The organism is Terrabacter ginsenosidimutans, assembly GCF_039539425.1.
Classification (GTDB): domain Bacteria; phylum Actinomycetota; class Actinomycetes; order Actinomycetales; family Dermatophilaceae; genus Terrabacter; species Terrabacter ginsenosidimutans.
The window spans coordinates 255,748-268,923 of record NZ_BAABDC010000004.1 but is presented as its reverse complement, the minus strand read 5'-3'; the positions used below and the strand labels follow the sequence as shown (position 1 = coordinate 268,923).

Annotated in this window: 15 protein-coding genes; 8 read left to right on the top strand and 7 right to left on the bottom strand. The window is 70.7% G+C overall.

Annotated features, from left to right (window positions below; translation table 11 throughout):
• Both ABD831_RS14035 and ABD831_RS14030 read left to right on the top strand, forming a co-directional pair.
• Positions 1-771, top strand: a complete 771-nt coding sequence (locus tag ABD831_RS14035; RefSeq protein ID WP_344947612.1) for a HipA family kinase — start codon at positions 1-3, stop codon at positions 769-771.
• Entirely contained in the window at positions 768-1,154 is a 387-nt protein-coding gene (locus ABD831_RS14030) for a DUF3037 domain-containing protein (RefSeq protein WP_344947609.1), read from the top strand. Before ABD831_RS14035 ends, ABD831_RS14030 begins: the two co-directional genes overlap by 4 nt.
• Positions 1,155-1,184: 30 nt before the next feature.
• Here the strand turns inward: ABD831_RS14030 and ABD831_RS14025 are convergent, their stop codons facing one another.
• The 5 genes from ABD831_RS14025 to ABD831_RS14005 all read right to left on the bottom strand — a co-directional run bounded on the left by ABD831_RS14025 (position 1,185) and on the right by ABD831_RS14005 (position 5,593).
• Complete coding sequence (locus tag ABD831_RS14025) at positions 1,185-2,003, bottom strand: TrmH family RNA methyltransferase (RefSeq protein WP_344947606.1); 819 nt, start codon at positions 2,001-2,003, stop codon at positions 1,185-1,187.
• Between the two features lie 64 nt (positions 2,004-2,067).
• The gene (locus ABD831_RS14020; protein WP_344947604.1) at positions 2,068-2,838 is read right to left on the bottom strand and encodes a sulfite exporter TauE/SafE family protein; all 771 of its coding nucleotides are present in this window, start codon (positions 2,836-2,838) and stop codon (positions 2,068-2,070) included.
• Positions 2,839-2,884: 46 nt separating this feature from the next.
• Positions 2,885-4,066 carry an SPFH domain-containing protein gene (locus ABD831_RS14015; protein WP_344947601.1) on the bottom strand — a complete coding sequence of 394 codons (1,182 nt, stop codon included), beginning with the start codon at positions 4,064-4,066 and terminating at the stop codon, positions 2,885-2,887.
• Between the two features lie 160 nt (positions 4,067-4,226).
• Entirely contained in the window at positions 4,227-4,676 is a 450-nt protein-coding gene (locus ABD831_RS14010; protein WP_344947598.1) for an NfeD family protein, read from the bottom strand.
• A 131-nt stretch (positions 4,677-4,807) separates the two neighbouring features.
• Positions 4,808-5,593, bottom strand: a complete 786-nt coding sequence (locus ABD831_RS14005; RefSeq protein ID WP_344947595.1) for an ABC transporter ATP-binding protein — start codon at positions 5,591-5,593, stop codon at positions 4,808-4,810.
• A gap of 60 nt (positions 5,594-5,653) precedes the next feature.
• On the opposite strand from ABD831_RS14005, the gene ABD831_RS14000 reads away from it, so the two are divergent.
• Positions 5,654-6,418: a hypothetical protein gene (locus tag ABD831_RS14000; protein WP_344947592.1), complete on the top strand. Its 765-nt coding sequence runs from the start codon at positions 5,654-5,656 to the stop codon at positions 6,416-6,418.
• A 1-nt stretch (position 6,419) separates the two neighbouring features.
• Here ABD831_RS14000 and ABD831_RS13995 read toward each other — a convergent pair whose 3' ends face one another.
• The gene (locus ABD831_RS13995; protein WP_344947589.1) at positions 6,420-6,848 is read right to left on the bottom strand and encodes a pilus assembly protein CpaE; all 429 of its coding nucleotides are present in this window, start codon (positions 6,846-6,848) and stop codon (positions 6,420-6,422) included.
• A gap of 55 nt (positions 6,849-6,903) precedes the next feature.
• On the opposite strand from ABD831_RS13995, the gene ABD831_RS13990 reads away from it, so the two are divergent.
• Complete coding sequence (locus ABD831_RS13990; RefSeq protein WP_344947586.1) at positions 6,904-7,635, top strand: PIG-L deacetylase family protein; 732 nt, start codon at positions 6,904-6,906, stop codon at positions 7,633-7,635.
• A gap of 18 nt (positions 7,636-7,653) precedes the next feature.
• Here the strand turns inward: ABD831_RS13990 and glgA are convergent, their stop codons facing one another.
• Positions 7,654-8,856: a glycogen synthase gene (glgA, locus tag ABD831_RS13985; RefSeq protein ID WP_344947583.1), complete on the bottom strand. Its 1,203-nt coding sequence runs from the start codon at positions 8,854-8,856 to the stop codon at positions 7,654-7,656.
• Positions 8,857-8,958: 102 nt separating this feature from the next.
• On the opposite strand from glgA, the gene glgC reads away from it, so the two are divergent.
• The 4 genes from glgC to serB all read left to right on the top strand — a co-directional run bounded on the left by glgC (position 8,959) and on the right by serB (position 13,170).
• Positions 8,959-10,215, top strand: a complete 1,257-nt coding sequence (gene glgC, locus ABD831_RS13980) for a glucose-1-phosphate adenylyltransferase (protein WP_344947580.1) — start codon at positions 8,959-8,961, stop codon at positions 10,213-10,215.
• A gap of 26 nt (positions 10,216-10,241) precedes the next feature.
• Positions 10,242-11,093: an LLM class F420-dependent oxidoreductase gene (locus tag ABD831_RS13975; protein WP_344948237.1), complete on the top strand. Its 852-nt coding sequence runs from the start codon at positions 10,242-10,244 to the stop codon at positions 11,091-11,093.
• A gap of 1 nt (position 11,094) precedes the next feature.
• Positions 11,095-11,826: a ZIP family metal transporter gene (locus ABD831_RS13970; protein WP_344947577.1), complete on the top strand. Its 732-nt coding sequence runs from the start codon at positions 11,095-11,097 to the stop codon at positions 11,824-11,826.
• A gap of 96 nt (positions 11,827-11,922) precedes the next feature.
• Entirely contained in the window at positions 11,923-13,170 is a 1,248-nt protein-coding gene (gene serB, locus ABD831_RS13965) for a phosphoserine phosphatase SerB (protein WP_425582826.1), read from the top strand.
• The last annotated feature ends 6 nt before the right edge of the window (positions 13,171-13,176 follow it).

Below are 13,176 nucleotides of genomic sequence, written 5' to 3'. Positions count from 1 at the left end.
GTGCTTCCCGAGCTGACCGCCACCCGCTACGTGACGCCGCTCAAGGAAGGCGGGTCACTGCCCGGGATCGTCGAGGCCGACGACGACGGGACGTACGTCCTGAAGTTCCGTGGTGCCGGTCAGGGGCTCAAGGTCCTCGTCGCCGAGGTGCTCGTCGCCGGCATCGCCCGGCTGCTCGAGGTGCCCGTCCCCGACCTCGCCGTCGTCCGACTCGACCCTCGCATCGCCAAGTACGAGGCCGACGAGGAAGTCCAGGACCTGCTCACGGCGTCCGTGGGGACCAACCTCGGCGTCGACTTCCTGCCCGGTTCGCTGGGTTACGACGGCTCACGGCCGCCTGACGCCGACCTCGCCGAGCGGGTCATCTGGCTCGACGCGCTGACCGCCAACGTCGACCGCACGTGGTCCAACCCCAACCTGCTCGTCTGGCACGGTCGGACGTGGGCCATCGACCACGGCGCCGCGCTCTACTTCCACCACTCCTGGCCGAGCAGGGCGCCGTCGCCCGAGCGCTTCGCCGCGCAGCCCTTCGACGCGAGCCGCCACGTCCTGCGCGACGTCGCCGGGGACGTCGCGCGCCGCCACGACGAGCTGGCGGCGAGGCTCACGCCGGAGGCGTTGGAGGCCGTGATCGCCGAGGTGCCCGAGGAGTGGATCGAGCCGACGCCCGACCTGACCGACGCGCCAGCGGTCCGGACGGCATACGCCAGGATGCTCCGGGCCCGGCTCGACGGGCCGCTCACCTGGGTGCCGGACGGGGTCGCGGCGTGAACGCCTACCAGTACGTCCTGCTCCGGCTCGTGCCCCGCGTCGACCGGGAGGAGTTCATCAACGTCGGTGTCGTGCTCTACTCGCAGGACGCTGGGTTCCTCGACGCGGCCTGGGAGCTCGACGAACGTCGCGCCGGTGCCCTCTCTCCGACGTGCGACCTCGACGGGGTGCGGTCGATGCTCGAACGGGTCCGTGCCGTGTGCCGGGGCGAGACCGGACGTGGTCTGCCCACGCTCGACAAGCCCGGCCAGCGCTTCGGGTGGATCATCGCGCCGCGCTCGACCGTGGTGCAGCCCGGACCGGTCCACGGCGGCCTCTGCGACGACCCGGCCGTCGAGCTCGAACGCCTCCTCGACAAGCTCGTCAGACCGGCCAGCGGCTGAACACCCTCTGGCACAGGCTCTTCCGCTCGGTCAGTGCCGCCCTCGCGGACGCAACGCCCACATGGCCACCGCGCTCGCCGCGGCGACGTTGAGCGAGTCGACGCCCCCGGCCATGGGGATGCGCAGCGTGAGGTCGGCGTCCGCGACGGTTCGGTGCGAGAGTCCGTCGCCCTCCGTGCCGACGACGAGGGCGAGCCGCTCGGGCGGCTCCGACTCGAGGTCGTCGAGCGAGACCGAGTCGTCGGAGAGCGCCATCGCGGCGACGGTGAGACCGGCCTCGTGGAGCAGGCCCAGTCCTTCGGGCCACGGGTCGATGCGCGTCCACGGCACCTGGAAGACGGTGCCCATCGAGACCCGGATCGAGCGACGGTAGAGCGGGTCGGCGCAGCGGGGCGTGATGAGGACCGCGTCGACCCCGAGCGCGGCGGCCGACCTGAAGATCGCCCCGACGTTCGTGTGGTCCACGACGTCCTCGAGGACGATGACCCGACGGGCATCCGCGATGAGCGACTCGACGGACGGCAGGGCTGGTCGCTGCATGGCCGCGAGGGCGCCCCGGTGGAGGTGGAAGCCGGTCAGCCGCTCGATGACGTCGTGCTCGCCGAAGTAGACCGGGACACCCTCGGCCTCGGCGTCGGCGACGATGTCGGAGAGGTCGTCGAGCCACCGCCTCGCCATCAGGTACGACCGCGGCCGGTGCCCGGCTCGCAGGGCCCTGCGGATCACCTTCTGACTCTCGGCGATGTAGAGGCCGCGCTCCGGCTCGTGTCGCCTCCTCAGCACGACGTCGGTCAGCGACACGTAGTCGGTCAGCCGCGGGTCGGTGGGGTCGGTGATCTCGATCGGCACGCCGACAGGCTAGTGGTGCTCGGGCGCTCTCCTGACATCGCGGGTCCACGGACCGGCGCAGGGATCAGGGGAACCAGACGAGCTTGACGACGGCGACGAGTCCGATGGCGATGATGAGGCCACGCAGCACGTTCGGCGGGATGCGCCGGCCCACCCGTGCACCGATGAGGCCGCCGACGAAGGAACCGACTCCGATGAGCACCACCACGAGCCAGGCGATGTGCTCCCGCGCGAAGAGCACGAAGACGGTGGCAGCGACGAGGTTCACGACGAGCGAGAGGACGTTCTTGTAGCCGTTGAGCCGCTGCAGCGGCTCGAGGCTGAGCGCGCTGAGGAGCCCCATCAGCAGGACTCCCTGGGCCGCGCCGAAGTACCCGCCGTAGACGCCGGCGGCGAAGACACCTGCGGCCATCGCAGGGGCGTGCCAGCGCGGCACCGACCCGTCGTTGCCCTCGGGATGGACGCGGGCCTGGATGCGCGGGCCGGCGACGACGAGCACGAGCGCGATGAGGATGAGCACCGGGACGATCGCCCGGAACGCTGCGGCCGGCAGGACGAGCAGCAGGCTCGCACCCACGACCGAGCCGAGGAACGACATGGGCATGAGACGTCGCAGGGTGCGGGCCTGGCCGTCAAGCTCGTGGCGGTAGCCCCAGGCGCCGGTCACGCCACCGGCGACGAGACCGATGTTGTTCGAGACGTTCGCGACGAGCGGGTTGACGCCGAAGAAGAGCAGCGTCGGGAAGGTGATGAGGGTGCCCGAGCCGACGATCGTGTTGATGATCCCGGCCCCGGTCCCGGCCAGCGCGACGGCGACGGCGGACCAGAACGACACCCGGTCACCCTACTCAGGGGTGACCGGGTGTCGTCGGTGGTGTCCGTCAGCGTCGGGTCGAGGCCTCCGGCGGGACGTCGGGCAGGTCGCCCGGCTGGGCCGACGAGGCGACCTCCGGCGCGACCGGCGGAGCGGCAACGGGCGGCGGGGGCACGTCGACGCTGCCGGGGTTGAACGACGGCTGCTGGCGACCGATCGGAGCGGCGTGCTCGGTGGACTCGGCACTGGCCTGCGCCGCCTGGCCGCGGGCCTCGGCAAGGGCCTTGGCCGGGTCCTCGAGCACCGTCTCGGAGAAGGCGTTGTCGTCGGCCTCCCCGGTGTCGACCCACTGCTCGTCGTCGACGTCTCGCGGGCCCTGCTCGTTGCCGCCCAGGGCATTGCCGATGCCCTTGAGGGCGTCGGTCAGCTCCGACGGGATGATCCACATCTTGTTCGAGTCGCCGCGCGCGATCTGCGGGAGCACCTGGAGGTACTGGTAGGCCAGCAGCTTCTGGGTCGGCTTGCCGCGGTGGATCGCGGAGAAGACCTGCTGGATGGCCCGGGCTTGGCCCTGGGCCTCGAGGATACGGGCCTGGGCGGAACCCTCGGCCCGCAGGATCTGGCTCTGCTTCTCACCCTCTGCGGTGAGGATCGCGGACTGCTTGAAGCCCTCGGCCGTGAGGATGGCCGCACGGCGGTCACGTTCGGCGCGCATCTGCTTCTCCATCGTCTCCTGCACCGAGCGCGGCGGGTCGATGGCCTTGAGCTCGACGCGGTTGACGCGAATGCCCCAGTTGCCGGTGGCCTCGTCGAGGACGCCGCGCAGCTGGCCGTTGATCTGGTCGCGGCTCGTCAGGGCCTGCTCGAGGTCGAGCGAGCCGATGACGTTGCGCAGTGTGGTGACGGTCAGCTGCTCGATGCCCTGGATGAAGTTGGCGATCTCGTACACCGCGGCCTTGGCGTCGGTCACCGAGTAGTAGATGACCGTGTCGATGTTGACGACGAGGTTGTCGCTGGTGATGACGGGCTGCGGCGGGAAGGTGACCACCTGCTCGCGCAGGTCGATGTTGGCGCGCACCTTGTCGACGAACGGGATCAGGAAGTGGATGCCTGCCGTCAGAGTCTTGTTGTAGCCGCCGAGCCGCTCGACGATCTGAGCCGTCTGCTGCGGAACGATGCGCACGGTGCGCAGCACGACGACGAATGCCACGACGACGATGAGTATCGGAATGATGAGTACCGGATCCACGACCTTCTCGACCTTCTCCCTGTGGGGTCCGTGCTCCCCCGAGGAAGCACGGTTGGTGCGGGCGGGCCGGTCGACCCGCTCGTTCGTTCGGTGGTGACGCTGGTGACGCTGGTGACGCTGGTGACGGTTGGTGCGGCAGGGACGCTGTGCCGGGTGGCGCTCAGCTCCCCACGATGTGTGCGCGGCTCACGATGGCGGTGGCCCCGTCGATGGAGTCGACGACGACCTCCTCACCGGGCTCGATGTCGTCACCGAGCGTGCGGGCCGACCAGGTCTGGCCCGCGAGCTTGACCTGGCCTCCGGCTGGGTTGACCCGGTCGATGGCGACGGCCGAACGGCCGACGTGGGCCGCTGCGCCCATCAGCTGTTGCGGACTCGTGGCCTGCAGGCGCTTCTTGAGCCAGGGGCGCACGATCGCGAGCAACGCGACGGCGACGAGCGCTGCGACGATGGCCTGCACCGTGGGGGACGCCCCGAACGCCGCTGCGACGGAGCCGCCTACCGCGCCGCCGGCGATCATGAGGAACGTGAAGTCGGCGGTGACCGTCTCGATGGCCACGAGGACGAGAGCGACCCCCACCCAGACCATCCATGCGTGTCCCTCGAACACGTGGCCCCACCCTGCTTTCGTTCGAGCCGGCGATGGACGCCGACGTCCCGTGCGTCACTCCAGTGACGTTCTCGATTCTGCCTCAGTTCCCTCCGTCGACCTACGGATCGAGGAGCCGGGGCAGGTTGCGATCAGGACTCGGCCCTGGCCGACCAGCGCTCGCCGTGCTGCTCGAGCACGAGCGGCAGCCCGAAGGTCGCGCTGAGGTTCTCTGCCGTCAGGGTGATCGGGATCGGGCCGGCGGCGACGACCTTGCCGTCACGGATCATGAGCACGTCGGTGAACGAGGGCGGTATCTCCTCGACGTGGTGGGTCACGAGGACCATCGCCGGCGCCTCGGTGTCGGCCGCGAGGTCCCCGAGCCGTCGCACCAGGTCCTCGCGGCCTCCGAGGTCGAGACCTGCGGCCGGTTCGTCGAGGAGCATCAGCTCCGGGTCGGTCATCAGGGCCCGGGCGATCTGCACCCGCTTGCGCTCGCCCTCGCTCAACGTCCCGTAGGCGCGGTCCGCGAGGTGGTCGGCGCCCAGCGCCTTGAGCAGCTCCATCGCGCGGACGTAGTCGACGTGGTCGTAGCTCTCGCGCCAGCGGCCGATGATGCCGTAGGAGGCGGTGACGACGACGTTGCCGACGAGCTCGTCACCGGGGATCCGTTCGGCCATCGAGGAGCTGGCGAGCCCGATGCGGGGACGCAGCTCGAAGACGTCGACGGCCCCGAGGACCTCGCCGAGGATGCCGGCAACACCGGTCGTCGGGTGCATGCGGGCTGCGGCGATCTGCAGCAGGGTCGTCTTGCCGGCACCGTTGGCGCCCAGCACGACCCAGCGCTCGCCCTCCTCCACCTCCCACGTGACGTCGTCGAGCAGCGTCGAGGCACCGCGGCGAACGGTGACTCCGGCGAAGGCGAGGACGTCGCTCATGGCTCGACCCTATGACAAGGCCCACCGGTGAGCCGACGCGGCGCACCCTACGATGACGAGGTGTCCGAGCTGCCCGCGTCCGTGCGCCTTGCGCTGTGGATGACGGCGTCGTGGCGTGGCGACCTCGGCACCACGGAGGCCCTCGGCCGCGCCTTCCCGGACCTCGACCACGTCGCGGGCGACCTCGGGCGGCTGGACGTGTGGCGCGACCTCGGTGAACGCGCACTGTTCGTGGCGCTCCCCCGTCCCGGCGACATCAGCCGTATGCCGCGTGGCTCGGCCGCGGCGACCGCCCACGCGGCCGACGCCGGCGAGTGCGTCTTCGTCGCCGGCATCGGCGGGGTCCTCGTGCCGACCCTCACGGAGTTCGGTCCCGAGGGCGACACCGGCGTGCGCGCGGACTGGACGGCCTACGAAGCCGATCCCCTCCCCCGGCACCGCATGGAGATGCTCGACCTGCGCGAGATCGAGCGCGAGCTGATGACACGTCTGCGCGAGCACACGGCTCGCTTCGAGGAGGTGGGCGGCCACCCGTGGGGAGATGAGGCACGCGCCGAGGCCCAGGCCGACCTGGACACCGCTCTCTGGGGCATCCCGCCGGCCACGCCGGGTCGCGCGCTGCGCCTCATGTCGTTGGCGGCGAACCTCGCCCGGGTCGCGCATCGCAACGCCGCCAGCACCTCGCTCGGCTCCGGGGGCCTCGACGCCGGGACCGCGGCGAACCGGACGCGACTGCTGCGCGAGCTTGCCGCCGACGGGGACGCCGCCCTGGCCGACGCCACCAACGTCGCGGTCATGACCATCGCGGGCTGGCGACCGGCCTGACTCAGGCCGACTGCTCCCCTTCGCCAGCAGCGGACTCGAGCCTCGCGAGCACCGCACGGGCGTAGGCCCGTTCGGCGTCGATGTCGGCGTGACGCTCGACCGCGCCCGCACGCCCGAGGACCGACACGGCATACCCGCCCTCGAGCGTCTCGAGCGACACGAAGGCCTCACCGAGCATGTCGCGCAGCTGGTCCTCGCGCGGCAGCCACACGACCTTGTCCTGCTCGACGCTGTCGAGAGCCCACTCGGTCGTCCCGTTGAAGCCGATGACGTCACCGGTCGCGAAGTGGTGCACGTCCACGGTGATCTCGCTGATGACGAAGACGTCCTCCTCCATGCCGCTCACGGGCACCACGAAGCGGTCACCGGAGACAGGCTCCCAGCGAAGTCCCGCGTCGGAGAGCCGGCGGGCGAGCTCGATGGTCAGCATGTCCTCCATCGTCACATTCCCCCGCGAGATCGCCAAGCAACCCTAGATTTGGTCCATGACGGAGCCACCGAAGCTGGAAGCGCTGGACGAGAGCACCTTCGAGACCGTCCTCTGCGTCGTCGCCCATCCGGACGACCTCGAGTACGGCACGGCCGCGGCCGTCGACAAGTGGGTGCGGGCCGGCAAGACCGTGACCTACCTGCTCGCGACCCGCGGCGAGGCGGGCATCGACACGATGCCACCGGACGAGGCCGGACCGGCGCGCGAGCAGGAGGAGCGCGACGGGGCAGCCAGGGTCGGCGTCGACGTCGTGGAGTTCCTCGACGGTTTCACCGACGGCGTCGTCGAGTACGGCCTGCCGCTGCGCCGGGCCATCGCGCGCGAGATCCGGATCCGGAAGCCCGACCTGCTCGTCACGTCGACCTATGCCGACCGCTTCCCGAACGGGTTCGTCAACCAGGCCGACCACCGCGCGGTGGGACTCGCGGTCGTCGACGCCAAGGCCGACGCCGGCAACCGGTGGATCTTCAGCGACCTCCTCGACGAAGGACACGAACCGTGGCAGGTCGGCAGGCTCCTCGTCGTCGCCGACCCCGAGCCCACGCACTTCGTCGACGTCTCGGACCACTTCGACGCCGCCGTGGCGTCGCTGTCCGCACATGACGCGTACCTCACCGCACTCGGGCCCGACTACCCCAAGCCACCGGACCTGCTCGGCATGATCCTCGGCGGCCCCGCGGAGCTCGTCGGCGTGCCCCACGCGCTGACGGGACGGCTCGTCGGCTGAGCCGACCGGGAGGCGGGCTCAGCCGTCGAGGACCGCGCGGTAGACCTCGAGCGTGCGATCGCCGATGGACCCCCACGAGAACGAGTCGACGGCCCGCTGCCGGCCGGCGCGGCCGAAGGCGTGCGCACGGTCGACGTCGGACACGGCCTCGTTGAGAGCGGCGGCGAGGTCGACGACGAACGCGTCGGGATCGACCGGCGTGCCGGTGCCGTCCTGGACCTGGTCGATGGGGACGAGCCATCCGGTCTCGCCGTCGACGACGACCTCCGGGATGCCCCCGGTCGCCGTGGCGACGACGGCGAGCTCACACGCCATCGCCTCGAGGTTGACGATGCCTAGCGGCTCGTAGACCGACGGGCACGCGAACACCGTGCCGTGGCTGAGCAGCGCGACGACCTCGGCGCGCGGCAGCATGTCGGGGATCCACACGACCCCCTCGCGCTGCGCGCGCAGCTCGTTCATCAGGCCCTCGACCTCGGCCAGGATCTCCGGGGTGTCCGGCGCGCCGGCACAGAGGACGATCTGGACGTCCGGCGGCAGCTGCGCGCAGGCGCGCAGGAGGTAGGGCAGCCCCTTCTGACGGGTGATGCGCCCGACGAAGACGACCGAGCGCTTGTCGGGGTCGACACCGTGCCTGCGCACGATCTCGGTGGCCTCGGCGCTGCGGTCGGCCTGCCACAGCTGGGAGTCAATCCCGTTGTGCACCACATGAACCCGCGCCGGATCGAGGGACGGGTAGCTCTTGAGGATGTCCTCGCGCATACCGGCGCTGACCGCCACGACGGCGGCAGCCGACTCGTAGGCCGTGCGCTCGGCCCACGACGACACGCGGTAGCCGCCACCGAGCTGCTCGGCCTTCCACGGCCGCATCGGCTCGAGCGAGTGCGCGGTCACGACGTGCGGCATGCCTCCGAGGAGCGACGCGAGGTGGCCGGCCATGTTGGCGTACCACGTGTGGGAGTGGACGAGGTCGGCGCCCACGCAGTCGCCGGCCATGCTGACGTCGACGCCGAGCGTCTGCATCGCGGCGTTCCCCTGCGCGAGCTCCGTCAGGTCGGCATACGCCGTCGTACCCATCTCGTCGCGCGGCGCTCCGAAGCAGCGCACCTGCACGTCGATGTCGCCCCGGGCACGCAGCGCCCGGACGAGCTCGGCCACGTGAACACCCGCGCCTCCGTAGATGGCCGGTGGGTACTCCTTGCTGAGGATGTCGACGCGCACGTTCCGACCCTAGTGCCGACGCCATCCCGCGGAGCGGAAAGCTCTGCCCATCTTGCGTGCTGAACCTGCCAGGTGGCCGACCCCTGCCCTAGGGTGGCGTGCATGGCCCGACGAAGCCCAGCAGCTGGTCCGAAAGTCCTCGCGATCGTGCTCGCTGGCGGTGAGGGCAAGCGGCTGATGCCGCTCACCGCCGACCGGGCCAAACCCGCCGTACCGTTCGCCGGCATCTACCGGCTCATCGACCTGGCACTGTCCAACGTCGTCAACTCCGGCTACCTCAAGGTCGTCGTGCTGACGCAGTACAAGTCGCACAGCCTCGACGCCCACGTCACGAAGACGTGGCGCATGTCGACGCTCCTCGGCAACTACGTGACGACGGTCCCGGCCCAGCAGCGCGTCGACAAGAACTGGTACCTCGGCAGCGCCGACGCGATCTTCCAGAGCCTCAACCTCATCCACGACGAACGACCCGACATCGTCGTCGTCGTGGGCGCCGACCACGTCTACCGCATGGACTTCAGTGCCATGGTCGAACAGCACATCGAGTCGGGTGCCGCGTGCACCGTGGCCGCCATCCGCCAGCCGATCTCGCTGGCCAACCAGTTCGGGGTCATCGAGGTCGACGAGTCCGATCCCTCGAAGATCGCCGCGTTCCTCGAGAAGCCGAGTGACCCGAGGGGCCTGCCCGACAACCCCGAGGAGGTGCTCGCCTCGATGGGCAACTACGTCTTCACGGCGGCCGCCCTCGAGGAGGCCGTGACGACCGATCGCGACACCGACTCCAGCCACGACATGGGCGGCGACATCGTGCCCTACTTCGTCGGTCGCGGAGAGGCCGGCGTCTACGACTTCAAGGACAACGACGTCCCCGGGGCCACTGATCGAGACCGCGGGTACTGGCGCGACGTCGGCACCATCGAGTCCTACTACGACGCCCACATGGACCTCATCTCGATCCACCCCGTCTTCAACCTCTACAACTACGAGTGGCCGATCTACACCCAGCACAGCCCCTACCCGCCGGCGAAGTTCGTCCATGGCAGCGGCGACCGCATCGGTGAGGCCCTCAACTCGGCGGTCTCCCCCGGCGTCGTCGTCTCAGGTGCACACATCTACGCGTCGGTGCTCTCGCCGCTCGTCCACGTCCACTCCTACGCCAGCATCCAGGGCTCCGTCCTGCTCGACGGTGTCGAGGTGGGCCGGCACGCCCAGATCCGGCGGGCGATCATCGACAAGAACGTCATCATCCCCGAGGGCTGCCAGATCGGCATCGACCACGAGCACGACCGGGCCCGCGGCTTCCACGTCACCGAGACCGGCATCGTCGTCGTCGGCAAGGGTCAGGTGGTCACCCGGTGAGTGCCGGCACGACCGGTGCGCCCGCCATGCCGGTCAGCGCCACTGACCCACGCCCGGCGCGCGTCGGCATCCAGATCCCGCCGCAGCACGCCACGTGGGCGCAGATCCGCCGCACCGCAGCGACGCTCGAGGAGATGGGCGTCGACTTGTTGCTCTCTTGGGATCACTTCTTTCCTCTCAGCGGTGACCGCGGCGGGATGCACTTCGAGTGCTGGACGGTGCTCGGCGCCTGGGCCGAGTCGACCGAGTCCGTGGAGATCGGCGCCCTCGTGACGTGCAACAGCTACCGCAACCCCAGCCTGCTCGCGGACATGGCGCGCACCGTCGACCACATCAGCGGCGGACGGCTCGTCCTCGGCATCGGCTCGGGCTGGAAGCAGCTCGACTACGACGAGTACGGCTACGACTTCGGCACTGCCGGTGGGCGACTCGACGACCTCGAGCGCGACCTGCCGATCATCCGTGACCGGTGGACGCGTCTCAACCCGGCCCCGACCCGCGACATCCCGATCCTCATCGGCGGGGGCGGAGAGAAGAAGACACTGCGGATCGTCGCCGAGCACGCGGACATCTGGCACGGCTTCGGCGACCGCGAGGAGATCGCGCACAAGCACCGGGTCCTCGACCAGTGGTGCGCGCGCCGCGGCCGGGACCCGCTGGAGATCGAGCGGTCCGCGGGAGTCGCGTTCGTGCCGGGCCGCAACCCCGACCAGTCCGGTGACTACGCGGGCAACGCCCAGCAGCTCCACGAGATCGGGACCCGACTCTTCACTGCGAGCGTTGCCGCCGCCGACCCGGACCTGGGGCGCGTGCACGACCTGCTCCAGTGGCGCGACGAGGTCAATGCCGGGACGGGCTCCCCGGGCAGCGCACCCTGACATGCTCGAGGCCACCTTCTGGGGGCTCGTCGGCGGCGCGGCGCTCCTCGTCGGCGCCCTGCTCGGCCTCTACGCGCGCGCGTCCTACCGCGCCATCGGACTCGTCATGGCGTTCGGCGCCGGCGTGCTCATCAGCGCGGTGGCCTTCGAGCTCACCGAGGACGCGTTCCGCTCCGGCGGCACCACCCCCGTCGTCATCGGGCTCGTGAGCGGCTCGGTCGTGTTCTTCGCCGGCGACTGGCTCATCGACCGCCGCGGCGGCCACCGTCGCAAGAGCCCGACCGGCGGGCCGCAACAGGGAGCAGGCGCGATGGCACTCGTGCTCGGGGCCCTGCTGGACGGCATACCCGAGTCGGCGGCGATCGGGGTCAGCCTCCTGGGCGGCGGTGAGGTCGGCATCGCGATGGTCGCCGCCGTCTTCCTGTCCAACGTGCCCGAGTCGATGTCGGCGAGTGCCGGGCTCAAGCGGGCGGGTCGCTCGACGGGTCAGATCCTGCGGCTGTGGCTCGTCGTCATGCTCGCCTCAGGACTTGCGGCGGGCGCCGGCTACGTCCTGCTCCAGAACGCGTCACCCGCGCTGGTGGCAGGCATCCAGACGTTCGCGGCCGGCGCGATCATCACGATGCTGGCCGACACGATGATGCCCGAGGCCACCGAGCACGCGGGACGGCTCGTCGGCCTCCTGACGATGCTCGGCTTCGCCCTCGCCTTCCTGCTCAGCGCGCTCGGCTGAGGGACGTCACCTTCCGGCATACGCCATGACGGACGTCACGGGCCGTATGCCGGAAGGTGACGCGGTTGCCCGGACGTCCTCACTACCCTGACCCGGGTGACCGAAGTGAGCAGCACGGACGGAACGGACATCCAGACCCTCAGCGTGACCGTGACGGGAGACGACCGCCCCGGCGTCACGGGCACGCTGCTGGGGGCACTGTCCGGCGTCGAGGCAGAGGTCCTCGACATCCAGCAGGTCGTCGTCAACGGTCACCTGACGCTCACCGTCCTGCTGCGCCCCGGGACGCACGTCGACCAGCTCCGCGACGCCGCTGCGGTCGCTGCGCACCGCCTCGGGCTGACCCTGACCGTCGTCGAGGGCACCGGCGTCAACGCACGCTCGCGCCAGGGACGTGCTGCCGTGGTCGTCCTCGGCGCACCGCTCAGCACCGACGCCGTCTCCCTCGTGACGTCCCGGATCGCCGAGCACGGCGCCAACATCGACCGCATCCGTCGCCTGTCGCGCTACCCCGTGACGACCGTCGAGTTCGACATCTCCGGCGCCGACGTGCCGTCGCTGCGCACCGAGCTCGCGCTCGTGGCCACCTCCGAGGGGATCGACATCGCCGTCGCCCCGGGCGGCCTGGCCCGGCGTGGCCGGCGCCTCGTCGTCCTTGACGTCGACTCGACCCTCATCCAGCAGGAGGTCATCGAGCTGCTCGCCGCGCACTGCGGCCGCGAGGCCGAGGTGGCCGAGGTGACGGCGCGTGCGATGGCCGGAGAGCTGGACTTCGAGGAGTCCCTGCGCGCCCGCGTGCAGACGCTCGCAGGGCTGCCCGCCTCCGTCCTCGACGAGGTGCGGGAGTCGGTGCAGCTGACGCCCGGGGCGCGGACCCTGGTGCGCACGCTGAAGCGTCTCGGCTTCACCGTGGGACTCGTGAGCGGCGGCTTCATCGAGATCGTCGGCGAGCTGGCCGACGACCTCGGCATCGACCACGCGCGCGCGAACCGGCTCGAGATCGAGGACGGCCACCTCACCGGCCGCGTCGTCGGCGAGGTGGTCGACCGGGCCGGGAAGGCGCGCGCCCTGAAGGAGTTCGCCGAGGAGGAGGGCCTTCCGCTCAGTCGCACGGTGGCCATCGGCGACGGCGCCAACGACCTCGACATGCTCGACATCGCAGGCCTCGGGGTCGCCTTCAACGCCAAGCCCATCGTCCAGGAGCAGGCCCAGACCGCCGTCAACGTGCCCTACCTCGACTCGGTGCTCTACCTGCTCGGCATCTCCCGCGAGGAGATCGAGGAGGCCGATCTCGACGACGGCACGCCGACCCAGGCTCCGCCCGTCCCGCACGCCGGTCACTAGGCTGGC

Excerpts from the sequence above, each read along its gene's own strand:
- glgC (WP_344947580.1), top strand. The coding sequence starts at position 8,959 with ATGGCCCGACGAAGCCCAGCAGCTGGTCCGAAAGTCCTCGCGATCGTG.
- ABD831_RS13995 (WP_344947589.1), bottom strand. The coding sequence starts at position 6,848 with ATGCTGACCATCGAGCTCGCCCGCCGGCTCTCCGACGCGGGACTTCGC.
- ABD831_RS14005 (WP_344947595.1), bottom strand. The coding sequence starts at position 5,593 with ATGAGCGACGTCCTCGCCTTCGCCGGAGTCACCGTTCGCCGCGGTGCC.
- ABD831_RS13970 (WP_344947577.1), top strand. The coding sequence starts at position 11,095 with ATGCTCGAGGCCACCTTCTGGGGGCTCGTCGGCGGCGCGGCGCTCCTC.
- ABD831_RS13975 (WP_344948237.1), top strand. The coding sequence starts at position 10,242 with ATGCCGGTCAGCGCCACTGACCCACGCCCGGCGCGCGTCGGCATCCAG.
- ABD831_RS13990 (WP_344947586.1), top strand. The coding sequence starts at position 6,904 with ATGACGGAGCCACCGAAGCTGGAAGCGCTGGACGAGAGCACCTTCGAG.